Raw genomic sequence first — 15,452 nt, 5'->3', positions numbered from 1 at the left:
CCTCCGCCGCCGCGGAGGCGCCGGCCGCCGGCGACTTCGCGGCCCGCGTCCGCCGCCGGGTCGCCGAGCGGTCGCGGGCCGAGGCGGCCTCCCGCGACGCCGCCGGCCTGCCCGAGCTCGTCCGGATCTCGCTGCGGGTAGAGGCCGACGAGGAGGAGCTGCTCGCCGGCTCCGTCCGCCTGGTGCTCCAGGTCCACGACGAGCGGGACCCGTTGCACGTCGCCGACGCGGCGCTGCTGTGGACCGACGCCGAGGACGGCGCGGATGGCGACGTCGGCGGGCACGGGTTCGGGCCGCGGGCCCGGGTGCACGCCAGCATCGCGCTGCGCGCCGCCGCCGAGGTGTGGCCGGCGCTCGACCGACTGCTCGCGCTGGCGGTCCCGGACCAGATCCCGCTGGACCCCGCCGACGTCTCCGCGCTGCTGGAGCACGTCGGCGCGCTCCGCGAGGCCCACGTCGACGTGCACTGGCCGCGCGCGCTCGGGCGCGACCTCACCACCCGGGCGGTGCTGGACCGCGCGCCCCGGGACCCGCACGCGCCGACCCGCGGCGAGGAGCAGCCGCTCCAGGACAGCCCCTTCTCGGCCGAGGGACTCTTCTCGTTCTCCTGGCAGGTGGCGCTGCACGGCGACCCGCTGACCGAGGAGGAGATGCGGGAGATGGCGACCGCGGCCACCCCGATCATGCGGCTGCGCGGCGCCTGGACCGTGGTCGACCCCACCACCGCGCAGCGCGCCCGCAAGCGGCTCATCCGCCGGGCGTCGGGCGCCGAGGCGCTCGGGGCGGCGCTGACCGGCGTCGCCGAGGTGCCCGCCGGGCCGGGCCAGGAGAAGGCGGCCGAGCAGGTCGTCGTCGGCGCCAGCCTGCTCGGGGTGCGCGAGCGGGTGCTGGCCGCGGCCACCCGCGACCCGCTGCCGGCCCCGACGTGGCTCGCCGCGGAGCTGCGCGACTACCAGCGCCACGGCCTGACCTGGCTCGCCGACCTCACCGGCCTCGGGCTCGGCTGCTGCCTCGCCGATGACATGGGCCTGGGCAAGACGATCACCCTGATCAGCCTCCACCTGCACCGGCTGGAGTCCGGCGCCTCGGCGGGCCGGCCGACGCTGGTCGTCTGCCCCGCCAGCCTGCTCGGCAACTGGGAGGCGGAGATCGGGCGGTTCGCCCCCGGCGTACCGGTCCGGCGGTTCCACGGCTCCACCCGCTCGCTGGACGGCATCTCCGGCGACGCGGCCGGCGAGGAGGCCGGCATGTTCGGCGCCGGGTTCGTGCTGACCACCTACGGGACGCTGCGCAGCGACCCAGAGCCGCTGGCCGGCGTCGGCTGGGACCTGGTGGTCGCCGACGAGGCCCAGCACGTGAAGAACTCCCGCTCGGCCACCGCCCGCGCGCTGCGCCGGCTGCCGAGCGCCGCGCGGGTGGCGTTGACCGGTACGCCGGTGGAGAACGACCTCACCGAGCTCTGGTCGATCCTGGACTGGGCGGTGCCCGGCCTGCTCGGCAGCAGGCAGGCGTTCCGCAGGGTCTGGGCGGCGCCGATCGAGTCCGGCGCCGAGCCGACGAAGGCGACGCAGTTCGCCGAGCTCATCGGGCCGTTCCTGCTGCGTCGCCGCAAGACCGACCCGGGGATCGCGCCGGAGCTGCCGCCGAAGACCGAGACCGAGCAGCTGGTCGGGCTGACCCGGGAGCAGGTGGTGCTCTACGAGGCGTTCGTCCGCGACACGATGGAGCGGATCGAGCGCGCCGACGAGGAGACCCGGCGCGGGCTGGTGCTGGCGCTGCTGACCGGGCTGAAGCAGATCTGCAACCACCCCGCCCAGTTCCTCAAGCAGTCCGGCGCGGTCCGGCTGCGCGGGCGCTCGGAGAAGTTCGACCTGCTCGAGGAGCTGGTCACCACCGTGCTCGCCGAGGGCGGCGGGGTGCTGGTCTTCACCCAGTACGTCGCGCTCGGCCGGCTGCTGGAGGACTACCTGGGCTCGATCGGCGTACCGCACCAGTTCCTGCACGGCGGCACCCCCGTCGCGGAGCGGGAGGCGATGGTCAAGCGGTTCCAGGAGACCCCGCCCGGCGAGCCGGTGCCGGTCTTCCTGCTCTCCCTCAAGGCCGGCGGCACCGGGCTCAACCTCACGCGCGCCGACCACGTCATCCACATCGACCGCTGGTGGAACCCGGCCGTCGAGGAGCAGGCGACCGACCGCGTCTACCGGATCGGCCAGACCCGGCCGGTGCAGGTGCACAAGATGGTGACCTCGGGGACGATCGAGGAGCGCGTCGCCGAGCTGCTGACCCGCAAGCGGGCGCTGGCCGACGCGGTGCTGGCCCGCGGCGACACCGCGCTGACCGAGCTCAGCAACGCCGACCTGCGCGACCTGGTGACGCTGCGCAAGGAGCAGCGCCGGGCCGCGATCCTCGACGACCTGCGGGCGCGGGACGCCGAGCACGAGGGCGAGGGGCCGTGAGGGTGACGTACCCCCGCCAGGCGGCGCCCCGCGGCGGCGTCCGCACCTGGTGGGGGAAGGCCTGGCAGCGGGCGGTCGAGGAGGCGGCGTACTCGGAGACCGAGCTCAAGGGCGGCCGCACCGCCGCCCGCCGCGGGGAGGTCGGCGGGATCAGCGTCGACGCCGGCGCCCTGCTGGCCGCCGTCCGCGACGGCGACGACGCGTGGACCGTCTCGGTCGAGGTGCCGGTCCTGGACGCCGACGCCGCGCGGGGGCTGGTCGAGGTGGTGGCCGCCGAGTCCGGCCGGATCGCGTCGCTGCTCGCGGGCGACCTGCCGCACGACCTGGTCGAGCACGCGGAGGAGGTCGGGGTCGAGCTGCTCCCGTACGGCGGCGAGCTCGCCGCCAGCTGCGCCTGCCCGCACTACCTCGACCCCTGCCCGCACGCGATCGCCGTGCTCGTGCAGGTCGGTTGGCTGGTCGACGGCGACCCCCTGGTGCTCTTCGCCCTCCGCGGGCTGGACCGCGAGGCCCTGCTCGCCGCCCTCCATGCGCGCGCCTCCCAGGACGGCGCCGGTGGGGCGGGCGGTGGCTCGGGTGCTGGCTCGGGTGCTGGTGGGGGTGCTGGTGGGGATGCCGGTGGGGACCGGGTCGCCGACCTCGCCGACGACGTGGAGGTGGCCGCCGACGCCGTCCTCCGCGCCCGCCGCCTGATCGAGCTGCTGGACGCCGGCCCCGACAGCGACCTCCCCGACTCCCTCCTCTGACACCCATCCGCCGAGTTGGGGGAAACCGACACCCGAGTTGGGGGAAAGCGACACCCGAGTTGGGCCAGAGCGACCGTCGAACCGCGGCGGCGCGACCGGCGGTCACGGCGATCTGTCGCAGATCCGGGATTCGGAGGTCGCTTTCCCCCAACTCGGCAGTCGGGTTTCAGAGGGTGGCGAGCAGGGCGTTGAGCTCGGCGACGTAGGCGGCGTAGGCGGCGCGCAGCTCGCCCCCGGGCCAGTACGACGGCAGCAGGTCGCCCGGGAGCAGCGGGTCCTCGGCGAGGTGGCGGACGAGGGCGGCCGCGGCGGCCAGGCGCAGCGCCGGCTCCTCGGCGTCGGTCAGCGCGGCCACCAGTCGCCGCCCGGCCCGCGCCCAGCCGGCCAGGTCCCACAGGTCGGCCGCGAGTGCGGCCGGGTCGCCCGTGGGCGTGGACCGGAAGGCGGTGAGCACCGGCTCGGCCTCGTAGGCGGCCGGTCGGCGCAGGTTGGCGGGACGGGTCCAGACGCCCTCCCGCAGCTCGGCGAGCCGGTGGTCGGCGAGGGTCTCCCGCAGCGCCGCGCGCTCGGCGCCGGAACGGCCGGTCACGGTCACGACCGCCATCTCCCAGGTCCCGTCCCACCCTCCGTCCTCGCCCGCCTCGGCGTCCTCGACGGCCTCGTCCTGGTGCCGCTGCCGGCGCGCCAGCCGCTCGCCGAGCACGTAGTCGCCGCCGTCGCGGCGCAGGTCCCCCGCGGCCACCGCGCGGGTCAGGGCCACGCGGAGCGTCGACGGCGCGATGCCGAAGGCCGGCGCCACCGCGGCGAACCGGCCCGGGCTCCACCGGTCCGGGTGAGAGCCGAGCATGAGGCTCAGCACCACCGAGCGGGCGGGCAGGGCGGTCACCCCGCTGGACCAGGACGTCCCCACGCTTCCTCCTGCTACGGGTATGGACACAGTTGTCAGCGAAATCGTAACATCGCCGGCATGACGCACGAGGTCTTCAACCAGGTCCCGCCGCTGGTCGGCCACAACACCGCCGCCGACCCCGTCCTGCGCGAGGGCGTCGAGCGGGAGGGTGCCGGGTGGGCGCTGCCCGAGATCGACGAGGTCGGCCGCCTCGCCGGCACCGCCGAGGCGATGGACTGGGGCCGCCTCGCCGAGCGCGTGCCGCCGCGGCTGCACACCCACGACCGCTACGGGCACCGGGTCGACGAGGTCGAGTACGTGCCGGCGTACCACCGCCTGATGGAGACCTCCGTCGGTCACGGCATCCACGCGGCGCCGTGGGCCGACGACCGCCCCGGCGCGCACGTCGCCCGCGCCGCGAAGTTCTTCGCGTGGAACGTCGACGCCGGGCACGGCTGCCCGATCTCGATGACGTACGCCGTGGTGCCGGCGCTGCGACAGAACGCCGAGCTGGCGGCGCGGTACGAGCCGCTGCTGACCAACCGCGCCTACGACTTCGGGCTGCGTGACCCGGAGGCCAAGGCCGGACTGATCGCGGGCATGTCGATGACGGAGAAGCAGGGCGGCTCCGACGTACGCGCCAACACGACCACCGCGACGCCGATCGCCGGCGAGCCGGGCGCGTACCGGATCGTCGGGCACAAGTGGTTCACCTCCGCGCCGATGTCGGACATGTTCCTCACCCTCGCTCAGGCGCCCGGCGGCCTCTCCTGCTTCCTGCTGCCTCGCGTGCTCCCCGGCGGCGAGCGCAACACGATCCGGTTCCTGAGGCTCAAGGACAAGCTTGGCAACAGGTCGAACGCCTCCTCGGAGATCGAGTACGACGGCGCGACCGGCTGGCTCGTCGGCGAGGAGGGGCGCGGGGTGAAGACCATCGTCGAGATGGTCAACATGACCCGGCTCGACTGCGTGATCGGTTCCGCGTCGGGGATGCGCAACGCGCTCACCCACGCCGCGCACCACGCCCGCCACCGCTCCGCGTTCGGCAGGCTGCTCATCGACCAGCCGCTGATGCGCAACGTGCTGGCCGACCTGCAGGTCGAGTCCGAGGCCGCGACCACCGCGATGTTGCGCCTGGCCGGCGCCAACGATCGCGCCATCCGCGGCGACGCGCAGGAGGGCGCGCTGCGGCGGCTGGCGCTCGCCGCGACGAAGTACTACGTCTGCAAGCGCGCCCCGATGGCCGTCGGTGAGGCGCTGGAGTGCCTCGGCGGCAACGGCTACATCGAGGACTTCGACCTGGCCCGCATCTACCGCGAGATGCCGCTGCTCTCGATCTGGGAGGGCTCGGGCAACGTGGCGGCGCTGGACGCGCTCCGGGCGATCGGGCGGGAGCCCGAGTCGGTCGACGCGTTCTTCACTGAGGTGGAGTCGGCCGGTGGTTTGGACCTGCGGTACGACGCCGCGCTGGCCGCGCTCAAGAAGGAGCTGACGTCGTTCGACGACCTCGAGCTGCGGGCCCGGCGGATCGTCGAGCAGGTCGCGCTCGTCTTCGCCGGCGCGCAGCTGCTGAAGGCGGGCTCACCGGTCGCGGACGCCTTCTGCGCCACGCGGTTCGCCGGGGACTGGGGGAGTGCCTTCGGGACCCTGCCGGCGGGGTTGGACCTGGCGGGTGTGCTGGAGCGGGTGCCGGCGGGGCTGTGAGGGGTTGCCTGGGGCGTTGGAATCACCGGTCGACCGGTGATTCAGTCGCTTGACAGGCGTTGCAACGCCCGTCAAGCGACCGAAGTGCCTGTCCGGTGGGATCGGTGGGGCACAAGCGCAGCCTGAGGCACACGACCCGCTAGCCCGGCCGAGCCCTGGCTCAACCCGCCCCGACCCCCGGTTCGACCCGTCCCGCCCCCCGGTTCGGCCTGCCCCGACCCCCGGTTCGGCGCGCCCCGACCCCCGGCTCGGCCCGCCCCAACCCCCGCCTCGGCCTGCCCTGACCCCCGGTTCGGGTCAGTCGACGCCGAGCGCTGCGAGCGCCATCGGGACCAGCAGCTCACGCAGCTCGGCGTCGGAGATCGACCCTCCGGCGCGCGGCGTGGAGTTGAGCAGGCCGAAGACAGCCTGCGCCGCGGCGTGGGCCGCGGGGGCGTCCAGGGTGGGGCGCAGGGACAGCACCTGCGCGGCCCACAGGTCGACGTACTCCCGCTGCAGGTCCCGCACGCGGTCGCGGGCGGCGGCCGGGAGCGACTCCCAGTCGCGGTCCTGGACCACGATCAGCGCCCGGTTCTCCAGCGCGAACTCGACGTGCCAGTCCACCAGCCCGCGCAGGGCCGCGGCGGGATCGCCCGACGCGGCCGCCACCCGGGCCCGCCCGACGTTGAGCAGCTCCTCGCTGATCGAGACCAGCATCTCGGCGAGCATCGCGGGCTTGGAGTCGAAGTGCTTGTAGAGCGCGGGGCCGCTGATCCCGACGGCGGCGCCGATCTCGGCGACGGAGACGCCGTGGAACCCGCGCGCGGCGAACAGGTCGGCCGCCGTGGCCAGGATCTGCTGCCGTCGCGCCGCCATGACCGAAGGTTAGCGGTCATTCACTCCGCCGACGCGCAACCGGCGACAACCGTTGACCGCGGAGGTTAGCGATCGTTAACCTGACGACGTGGCCGAACCGACACTCCGCGAGCTCTCCGCCGAGCTGCGCGACCGCCTCGCCCGGGTCCGCCAGGGCGGCAGCGAGTCCGCCCGCGACAAGCACACCGCCCGCGGCAAGCTGCTGCCCCGCGACCGCGTCGACCGCTTGCTCGACCCGGGCAGCCCGTTCCTGGAGATCGCGCCGCTCGCGGCGTACGGGATGTACGACGCCTCCGGCGAGGACCCCTACGCCGTCCCCGCCGCGGGGGCGGTCGCCGGCATCGGCCGCGTCGCGGGCCGCACCTGCGTGATCGTCGCCAACGACGCCACCGTCAAGGGCGGCACCTACTACCCGATCACCGTCAAGAAGCACCTGCGCGCGCAGACGATCGCGGCCGAGAACCGGCTGCCCTGCCTCTACCTGGTCGACTCCGGCGGCGCGTTCCTGCCGATGCAGGACGAGGTCTTCCCCGACCGCGAGCACTTCGGCCGGATCTTCTTCAACCAGGCCAACATGTCCGCGAAGGGCATCCCGCAGATCGCCGCGGTGATGGGCTCGTGCACCGCCGGCGGCGCCTACGTGCCCGCGATGGCGGACGAGACCGTCATCGTCCGGAACCAGGGCACGATCTTCCTCGGCGGCCCGCCCCTGGTGAAGGCCGCCACCGGCGAGGTCGTCACCGCCGAGGAGCTCGGCGGCGGCGAGGTCCACGCCCGTACCTCCGGCGTCGTCGACCACCTGGCCGAGGACGACGCGCACGCCCTGCAGATCCTGCGCGGGATCGTCGAGACGCTCCCCGAGGAGGGTGGTTTCGAGGCTCGCTCCGCTCGCACCTCAACCACCGGAGAGGCTCGGCGCCGGGGCGCCTCGCACCTCAACCACCGGGAGTTGACCGAGGTCGAGGAGCCGCTGGAGGCCCCGGAGACCCTGTACGACGTCGTCCCCACCTCCACCCGCACCCCGTACGACGTCCGCGAGGTCATCCGGCGCGTCGTCGACGGCTCGCGGTTCCAGGAGTTCAAGCAGCTGTACGGCGACACCCTGGTCTGCGCGTTCGCCGAGATCCACGGCCACAGGGTCGGGATCGTGGCCAACAACGGCATCCTGTTCAGCGAGTCCGCGCTCAAGGGCGCACACTTCGTCGAGCTGTGCAACCAGCGCGGCATCCCGCTGGTCTTCCTGCAGAACATCTCCGGCTTCATGGTCGGCCGGGACTACGAGAACCGCGGCATCGCCCGCGACGGCGCGAAGCTCGTCACCGCGGTGGCCTGCTCGGTGGTCCCGAAGTTCACCGTCGTCATCGGCGGCTCGTTCGGCGCCGGCAACTACGGCATGTGCGGGCGCGCCTACGACCCGCGCTTCCTGTGGATGTGGCCCAACGCCCGCATCTCGGTGATGGGCGGCGAGCAGGCCGCGAGCGTGCTCGCCACCGTCCGCCGCGACGGCATCGAGGCCCGCGGGGAGTCGTGGAGCGCCGAGGACGAGGAGTCGTTCAAGGACCCGATCCGGGAGCAGTACGACGAGCAGGGCTCCGCCTACTACGCCTCCGCCCGCCTCTGGGACGACGGGATCATCGACCCCGCCGACACCCGCCGCGTGCTCGGGATGGCCCTCGAGGCCACCAGCCACGCGCCCGTCCCCGAGCCGTCCTACGGCATCTTCCGGATGTGAGACCCCGATGACGACTCCCCGCACCATGATCACCAGCGTTCTCGTCGCGAACCGCGGCGAGATCGCCCTGCGCGTCTTCCGCACCTGCCGCGACCTCGGGCTGCGCACCGTCGCGGTCGTCACCGACGCCGACGCGCACGCCCCGCACGCCCGCGCCGCGGACACGACCGTCCACGTCGCGAGCTACCTCGACGGCGAGGCCGTCATCGCCGCCGCCCGCGAGGCCGGCGCCGACGCGATCCACCCCGGCTACGGCTTCCTCTCCGAGAACGCCGGCTTCGCCCGCGCCGTCGCGGAGGCCGGGCTGACCTGGGTCGGCCCGACGCCCGAGGTGATCGAGCGGATGGGCCGCAAGGACGCCGCCCGCGACCTGGCGGTCGCCGCCGGCGTACCGGCCGTGCCGTCGTACGACCTCGACGCGGACCCCGCGACCTTCGCGTACCCGGTGCTGGTCAAGGCCGCCGCCGGCGGCGGAGGCAAGGGGATGCGCGTCGTCAGGTCCGCGGCCGACTTCGAGGAGGCAGTGGCCGCGGCGGCGCGCGAGTCGAGCAGCGCCTTCGGCGACGACACCCTGCTCATCGAGAAGTACGTCGAGCGCGGCCGCCACATCGAGGTGCAGCTGCTCGGCGACACCCACGGCAGCGTGGTCCACCTGCTCACCCGCGAGTGCTCCGTGCAGCGGCGCCACCAGAAGGTGATCGAGGAGGCGCCCGCGCCGTACCTGCCCGACGACGTCCGCGAGCGGATCCATGCCGCCGCCGTCGCGCTCGGGAAGTCCGTCGACTACACCGGTGCCGGCACGGTCGAGTTCCTGCTCGACGCCGACACCGGCGAGTTCTACTTCCTGGAGATGAACACGCGCCTCCAGGTCGAGCACCCGGTCACCGAGATCGTCTGCGGCGACCTCGACCTGGTCGCCGCGCAGCTGCGGGTCGCGCAGGGCGAGCCGCTGGGCCTCGCCGACGGCAACGGCGGACCGGTCGGGCACGCGATGGAGGCGCGGGTCTACGCCGAGGACGCGTACGCCGGCTTCCTGCCCCAGGCGGGTACCGCGACCGAGGTGCACTGGCCGGTGGTTTCGAGGCTCGCTTCGCTCGCACCTCAACCACCGGGTGGGCTCGCTTCGCTCGCACCTCAACCACCGGTGGTGCGGGTCGACCACGCCCTGGAGTCGGGGCAGGTGGTCTCCACCTCCTACGACCCGATGCTCGGCAAGGTGATCGTCCGCGGCGCCGACCGCGAGGCCGCCCGCCGGCACCTCGTCGCCGCCCTCGACGACACCGCGATCCTGGGTCTCACCACCAACACCGGCTTCCTGCGCGAGCTCGCCGCGGGCGAGCCGTTCGCGGCCGGCGAGATCGACACCGCGTGGCTGGACCGCAACGACGTCCCGGCACCCGACCCGGTCGAGGCCCGCGAGGTCGCCGCCCGGCTCTGGTTCGACGCCCAGCGCGTCCAAGCCGGGCCGTTCGCCTCCGACGGCTTCCGCCTCGGCGCGGCGCCGGCCCCGGCGGTCGTCGAGTTCACCGACGGCACCGTCACGCTGCCCGCGCCCGTCGCGCCGGCCCCGGCCGGCGTCCACGCGCACGTCGGCCAGCACCGCGTCGAGCTCGTCCACCGCGGCCAGCGCCGCGTCTTCACCCGGGCCGAGGCCACCACCGACCACGGCACCGGGGCGGGCGACGGGACGGTGGTCTCCCCGATGCCCGGTACCGTGCTGGACGTCCGCGTCGCGGCCGGCGACCGGGTCAGCGAGGGGCAGGTGCTCGGCGTGGTCGAGGCGATGAAGATGGAGCTGGCGCTGAAGGCGCCGTACGACGGCGTGGTCACCGACGTGACCGCCGCGGTCGCCGACCAGGTCGCCCTCGGCGCCCCGCTCTTCGTCGTGGAGGCGTCGTGAGCGGGGCCGGCCGGCCGCTGCCGATGGTGGTCCCGGAGCCGGGGCTGCCGGAGCGGGTGACGATCTACGAGGTCGGCCCGCGCGACGGCCTGCAGAACGAGGCGACGACGGTGCCGACCGAGGTGAAGGCGGAGTTCGTGCGCCGCCTGCTCGCCGCCGGGCTGCCGATCGTGGAGGCGACCAGCTTCGTGCACCCGAAGTGGGTGCCCCAGCTCGCCGACGCCGCCGAGCTGATGACCGGCCTGGTCGCCGACCTCGGCGACCCCGCCCGCGAGCTGCCGGTGCTGGTACCCAACGAGCGCGGCTTCGAGCGCGCCTACGAGCTCGGGCTGCGCCACGTCGCGGTCTTCGCCAGCGCCACCGAGACGTTCGCGGGGAAGAACCTCAACCGCACGCTGACCGGCCAGTTCGAGATGTTCCAGCCGACGATGGCGCGGGCCGTCGACGCCGGCATGACGGTGCGCGGCTACGTCTCGATGTGCTTCGGCGACCCGTGGGAGGGGCCGGTCCCGGTCGGCCAGGTGGTCGGCGTCGGCACCCACCTGCTCAACCTCGGCGCGGACCAGCTCAGCCTCGGCGACACGATCGGCGTCGCGACGCCCGGCCACGTCAAGGAGCTGGTCGCCGCGTTCGGCGAGGCCGGGGTCGGCCCCGAGCGGCTCGCCCTGCACTTCCACGACACCTACGGCCAGGCGCTGACCAACGTCCACGCGGGCCTGCAGGCCGGTGTGACGACGTACGACGCCAGCGCCGGCGGGCTGGGCGGCTGCCCGTACGCGCACAGCGCCACCGGCAACCTCGCCACCGAGGACCTGCTGTGGTTCCTCACCGGCCTCGGCATCGAGCACGGCGTCGACCTGGACGCCGTGGTCGCGACCAGCGCGTGGATGGCCGGGCAGCTCGGGCGGCCCAGCCCGTCGGCCGTGGTCCGCGCGCTCGCCGGTGGGGTGTGAGTGCCGACCGCGCTCAGCCGGCGCGGCTGAGCAGGCCTGCCGTGCGCGGCCGCAGCTCGCGGGCGGCGTACCGGCCGATCTTGTAGGTCGCCAGGCCGTCGGTGACCATGCCGACGCCGCCGCCGAGCAGCGGGACCTTGCGGCCGACGGTGGTGACCATCCGCTTCCCGACCACGCGGGTGATCAGCTCGCCGGCGAGCACCCCGGCGACCAGCTTGTCCATGTCGGGGTCGAGCACGGGCGCGGTGGCGATCGCCATCGGCGGCGCGGGGATCCGGCGGGCCCTGAGCAGCGCCGCGACGGAGTCCTCGCCGAGGAGGGTGACGGTGATGGCGTTGCCGACGCGGGGGTCGGCCAGGTCGTAGCCGCGCAGGTGGGCGATGCCGGCCACCATCCGCGACTGGATGATGGTCACCGCGGCGATGTTGGCGGGCGCGGTGACCGCGGCGGCGACGAGGCCGCCGAGGTTGGTCACGAACCCCTCGACGCTGGCGTGCATCACGTTGTTCTCGATGACCTCGCGGACCGCCTTGTCGCGGTTGCCCCTCTGCTCGCGCAGCTGCTCCTCGGCGGCGTGCGCCGCGGGCTTCAGCGGCCCGATGCCGTGGATGGCGCGGTGCAGCGCCTCGCGGACGAACGTCTCGGTCAGCCCGGGCGCGAGCCCCGGTGCCTTCGGCGCGAGCGTGCGCGCGACACCGGCTGCGGCTCCCTTCGTCCACGCGTTGGCCATGCGCCCATCCAACCATCCGGGGCCAACGCCGGGGCGGTGACGTGCGGGGCGGCCGGGCCCCGGTGCCGGCGGATCCCGGGAGTCGGGTCGTGTGCCTGAGGACTCGTCCAGGCGATGTCTGGGGCACACGACCACCACCGCGGGGCCTGAGCGTCGTACCGTTCAAGATGTGTCCCGTCCCGCCGTCGAGCCGCCACCCAGCCGCTGGGTGCTGCCGACGCTGGAGGAGCTGGCCGCGCTGCCCGAGGACGACGGCGACCTGATCGCGCTCGGCGCCGACCTGGAGCCGGGCACGGTGCTGGCGGCCTACCGGGCCGGGCTGTTCCCGATGCCCGAGGACCGGCGCACGATCGGCTGGTGGAGCCCCGCCCGCCGCGGGGTGCTGCCGCTGGACCGGCTGCACGTCTCCCGGTCGCTTCGCCGCAGCCGCCGCGACTTCGAGGTCACGGTCGACGCGGCCTTCGACGAGGTCGTCGACGGCTGCGCCGACCCCGGGCGCCCGCACGGCTGGATCGACCGCCGGATCAAGCAGGCGTACGCCGAGCTGCACCGCCTCGGCTGGGCCCACTCGGTCGAGGTGTGGCGCGAGGGTCGGCTGGCCGGCGGGCTCTACGGGATCGGCATCGGCGGCCTCTTCGCGGGGGAGTCGATGTTCCACCGGGAGCGGGACGCCTCGAAGGTCGCGCTGGTCGGGCTCGTCGAGCTCCTCGCGGCCGACGAGCACGGGGCCGCCGGCCACCGGCTCATCGACGTGCAGTGGTCCACCGAGCACCTCGCCTCGCTGGGGGTGGTCGAGCGGACCCGGTCCTCCTACCTGGCCGCGCTGCCGGCCCTGCTGGAGGTCCCGCCACCGGCCTGGTGACGCGCCGATGAGTGGACGGGTCGTTCCGTCCGGGGCGCGCGGTCAGTACTGTCCCAGCGCCGGGCGAGTCCCCGGTCCCGCCCCCAAGGAGCCCGATGAACCGCTTCCCGCGCCCCCTGATCGCCGCGACCTCCGCCGCCGCACTGGCCGTGGCGCTCTCCGCCTGCGGAGCTTCGCCGACGGACGCCTCGACGGACGAGTTCTGCGAGGTCGCCAACGACCAGTCGTGGGTGTTCGGCATCGAGGAGGGCGACTACGAGGGCTTCGCGAAGGCGATCCACGACTACGCGGAGAGGCTCGAGGAGGTCGGCACGCCCGACGACATCCCGGACGACGCGCGCGAGGGCTTCCAGATCCAGGTCGAGGCGGCGAAGGACGTCACCGCCGAGGACCTGGAGAAGGTGGACACCGCCGCGGCCGACGACCCCTTCGACATCGACCTCTCCGAGGCCGATGCCGCGAAGGTCAGGGCCTACACCGAGTACCAGGTCAAGGCGTGCGGCGGCCTGGACCTCGACGACCTGCCGACGGACCTGCCGACCGACCTCGGGATCGAGTGACCGCCGGGGTCGCTGCCCGGGGCGGGACTCAGCCTGGAATCACCCGACGTACGCCGTCGCGCCGGTCTCCGCGACCATCGGCCGACCGGCGGCGTGCCAGTCGAGCATCCCGCCGGCGAGGTTGACCGCCTCGTAGCCCTGGTGGGCCAGGTACGCCGTCGCCTGCGCGCTGCGTCCGCCGACCTTGCAGACCACGAGCGTCTGGACCGCGTCCAGCGCCGCGACCTCGTCCAGGCGCGCGGGCAGGTCCATCAGCGGGATGTGCAGCGCGCCGTCGATGTGCCCGGCCGCCCACTCGTGGTCCTCGCGCACGTCGAGCACCGCCAGCCCCTCGGGGAGCGGGTCGGGGACGGCGTCGATCGGGACGGTGGGGACGTTCATCGGGAACCTCTCGTGGGTAGGCGTGCCTGATGGCGGCGGTCACCAGACTGGGACACGTCGAGCGTGTCGGACCAATCGGGAATATACCCCTGGGGGGTATCTGTTCGATGGGGTGTCAGCACCCACTCCGACGTCGAGGACGGCGATGATGGAAGCAACGCACGAGCAGCACACCGACCACGGGCAGCACATGGACCACCACGGCGAGCACGGCGCGACCCCCCGGATGGCGGCCTCCGCGACCCTCCACTGCCTGACCGGGTGCGCGATCGGCGAGATCGTCGGCCTGGTGATCGGTACCGCGGCCGGCCTCGCCAACGGCTGGACGATCGCGATCTCGATCGCCCTCGCCTTCTTCTTCGGCTACACGCTCTCCACGCTGCCGCTGCTCAGGGCGGGCCTGGCCGTCGGCACCGCGCTGAGCGTCGTGCTGGCCGCCGACACGTTCTCGATCGCCACCATGGAGCTGGTCGACAACGCGGTGGTCGCGGTGATCCCCGGCGCGATGGACGCGGGCCTCGTCAACGTCGTCTTCTGGCTCAGCATGATGCTCGCGCTGGTGGCCGCCTTCGCCGCCGCGTACCCGGTCAACCTCTACCTGCTCGGCCGCGGCAAGGGCCACGCGCTGACGCACGAGTACCACGGCGCGGACGCGGTCACCGAGGGCTGGCGCCGCCGGATCCCCGCCTTCTCCACCGGCGCGCTGGTCGCGGTGCTGGCGGCGTTCATGCTCGGCGGGCTGCTGGTCTCCCTCGCCGACCACGCGGGCTGGGGCGGGATGTAGGGGCCGGAGCTACTTGAGCAGCTTGCTCATCCGCCGGTCCGCCAGCGGCTTCCCGCCGGTCTGACACGTGGCGCAGTACTGCAGGCTGGAGTCGGCGAACGAGACCTCGCGGACCACGTCGCCGCAGACCGGGCACTGCTGGCCGGTCCGGCCGTGGACGGCCAGGTGCGACTTCTTCTCCGCCTTGAGCTCGCTGGCGGCCAGCCCGCGGGAGCGCTCGACGGCGTCGCCGAGGGTGGTGCGGATGGCGTCGTACAGCACCGTCAGCTCGTCGTCGGTCAGCCCGTCGGCCGGCTTGAAGGGGCTCATCCGGGCGGCGTGCAGGATCTCGTCGGAGTAGGCGTTGCCGATCCCGGCGATGGTGCCCTGGTGGCGGAGCACCCCCTTGAGCTGCTTGCGCCCCTCGGCGGCCAGGATCTCCGCGAGCGCCTCGCGGGTGAACGCGTCGGCGAGCGGGTCCGGTCCGAGCGAGGCGATCCCCGGTACGTCGAGGGGGTCGCGCACCAGGTAGCAGGCCAGCGACTTCTTGGTGCCGGCCTCGGTGATGTCCAGGCCGGGGGTGGCGTCGCCGGCGTCGTCGGGGCCGGGGGAGAGGACCACCCGGACCGCCAGCGTCGACTTGCTGCTCGGCTTCGGCGGCAGCGCGGGCACCTCGTCCTTCCACCGCACCCAGCCGGCGCGGGCCAGGTGCAGCACCAGGTGCAGCCCGCTGGCCTCGATGTCGAGGAACTTCCCGTGCCGCCGGACACCGTCGACCAGCGTCCCCTCGATCGCGGAGAGCGGCGGGTCGTAGGTCTTCAGCGCGCTGAACTGCGGCACGTGGACCTTCGTGATCGCGCGGCCATCGAGGCGGCCGGCCAGGTCCTGGGCCAGCGCCTCCACCTCGGGCAGCTCGGGCAC

The 15,452-nt window shown here is 74.1% G+C and carries 14 protein-coding genes; 9 read left to right on the top strand and 5 right to left on the bottom strand.

All coding sequences use genetic code 11. The features are described 5' to 3' along the window. Positions 1 to 2,456: DEAD/DEAH box helicase (locus ABLM29_RS17805; protein WP_349715771.1), on the top strand; the 2,456-nt coding region annotated here is incomplete at its 5' end. Positions 2,457 to 2,458: 2 nt separating this feature from the next. Next, complete coding sequence (locus ABLM29_RS17800; protein WP_349715770.1) at positions 2,459 to 3,202, top strand: SWIM zinc finger family protein; 744 nt, start codon at positions 2,459 to 2,461, stop codon at positions 3,200 to 3,202. Positions 3,203 to 3,368: 166 nt separating this feature from the next. On the opposite strand, the gene ABLM29_RS17795 is transcribed toward ABLM29_RS17800, so the two are convergent. Continuing rightward, on the bottom strand, positions 3,369 to 4,112 hold the full coding sequence (locus ABLM29_RS17795; protein ID WP_349715769.1) for a PaaX family transcriptional regulator C-terminal domain-containing protein: 744 nt from the start codon (positions 4,110 to 4,112) through the stop codon (positions 3,369 to 3,371). Positions 4,113 to 4,169: 57 nt separating this feature from the next. Between ABLM29_RS17795 and ABLM29_RS17790 the strand changes: the two genes are divergently transcribed. Then, the gene (locus ABLM29_RS17790; RefSeq protein WP_349715767.1) at positions 4,170 to 5,795 is read left to right on the top strand and encodes an acyl-CoA dehydrogenase family protein; all 1,626 of its coding nucleotides are present in this window, start codon (positions 4,170 to 4,172) and stop codon (positions 5,793 to 5,795) included. A 297-nt stretch (positions 5,796 to 6,092) separates the two neighbouring features. Here ABLM29_RS17790 and ABLM29_RS17785 read toward each other — a convergent pair whose 3' ends face one another. After that, entirely contained in the window at positions 6,093 to 6,650 is a 558-nt protein-coding gene (locus tag ABLM29_RS17785) for a TetR/AcrR family transcriptional regulator (protein ID WP_349715765.1), read from the bottom strand. Between the two features lie 88 nt (positions 6,651 to 6,738). Here ABLM29_RS17785 and ABLM29_RS17780 point away from each other — a divergent pair, with 88 nt between their 5' ends. Genes ABLM29_RS17780 through ABLM29_RS17770 form a run of 3 tightly spaced genes read left to right on the top strand, consistent with a single transcriptional unit; the run spans position 6,739 to position 11,235 of the window. Further along, positions 6,739 to 8,382: a carboxyl transferase domain-containing protein gene (locus ABLM29_RS17780; protein WP_349715763.1), complete on the top strand. Its 1,644-nt coding sequence runs from the start codon at positions 6,739 to 6,741 to the stop codon at positions 8,380 to 8,382. Positions 8,383 to 8,389: 7 nt separating this feature from the next. After that, positions 8,390 to 10,282 carry an acetyl/propionyl/methylcrotonyl-CoA carboxylase subunit alpha gene (locus ABLM29_RS17775; RefSeq protein WP_349715761.1) on the top strand — a complete coding sequence of 631 codons (1,893 nt, stop codon included), beginning with the start codon at positions 8,390 to 8,392 and terminating at the stop codon, positions 10,280 to 10,282. Further along, entirely contained in the window at positions 10,279 to 11,235 is a 957-nt protein-coding gene (locus ABLM29_RS17770; protein WP_502889271.1) for a hydroxymethylglutaryl-CoA lyase, read from the top strand. The genes ABLM29_RS17775 and ABLM29_RS17770 overlap by 4 nt, the downstream gene beginning before the upstream one ends. A gap of 13 nt (positions 11,236 to 11,248) precedes the next feature. Here the strand turns inward: ABLM29_RS17770 and ABLM29_RS17765 are convergent, their stop codons facing one another. Beyond that, entirely contained in the window at positions 11,249 to 11,965 is a 717-nt protein-coding gene (locus ABLM29_RS17765; RefSeq protein ID WP_349715759.1) for a hypothetical protein, read from the bottom strand. A 169-nt stretch (positions 11,966 to 12,134) separates the two neighbouring features. Between ABLM29_RS17765 and aat the strand changes: the two genes are divergently transcribed. Both aat and ABLM29_RS17755 read left to right on the top strand, forming a co-directional pair. Then, positions 12,135 to 12,827 (top strand): leucyl/phenylalanyl-tRNA--protein transferase, encoded by a 693-nt coding sequence (gene aat / locus ABLM29_RS17760; RefSeq protein ID WP_349715757.1) that lies wholly within the window; start codon positions 12,135 to 12,137, stop codon positions 12,825 to 12,827. Between the two features lie 95 nt (positions 12,828 to 12,922). Continuing rightward, complete coding sequence (locus ABLM29_RS17755) at positions 12,923 to 13,387, top strand: hypothetical protein (protein WP_349715756.1); 465 nt, start codon at positions 12,923 to 12,925, stop codon at positions 13,385 to 13,387. 39 nt (positions 13,388 to 13,426) lie between these two features. Here the strand turns inward: ABLM29_RS17755 and ABLM29_RS17750 are convergent, their stop codons facing one another. After that, positions 13,427 to 13,768 carry a rhodanese-like domain-containing protein gene (locus ABLM29_RS17750; RefSeq protein WP_349715754.1) on the bottom strand — a complete coding sequence of 114 codons (342 nt, stop codon included), beginning with the start codon at positions 13,766 to 13,768 and terminating at the stop codon, positions 13,427 to 13,429. A 145-nt stretch (positions 13,769 to 13,913) separates the two neighbouring features. Here ABLM29_RS17750 and ABLM29_RS17745 point away from each other — a divergent pair, with 145 nt between their 5' ends. Next, the gene (locus tag ABLM29_RS17745) at positions 13,914 to 14,552 is read left to right on the top strand and encodes a DUF4396 domain-containing protein (RefSeq protein WP_349715753.1); all 639 of its coding nucleotides are present in this window, start codon (positions 13,914 to 13,916) and stop codon (positions 14,550 to 14,552) included. Between the two features lie 9 nt (positions 14,553 to 14,561). On the opposite strand, the gene ABLM29_RS17740 is transcribed toward ABLM29_RS17745, so the two are convergent. Continuing rightward, on the bottom strand, positions 14,562 to 15,452 hold the full coding sequence (locus ABLM29_RS17740; RefSeq protein ID WP_349715750.1) for an Fpg/Nei family DNA glycosylase: 891 nt from the start codon (positions 15,450 to 15,452) through the stop codon (positions 14,562 to 14,564).

This window comes from Nocardioides sp. YIM 152588, assembly GCF_040191335.1.
GTDB lineage: Bacteria > Actinomycetota > Actinomycetes > Propionibacteriales > Nocardioidaceae > Nocardioides.
This window is presented reverse-complemented; position numbering and strand designations above follow the sequence as displayed.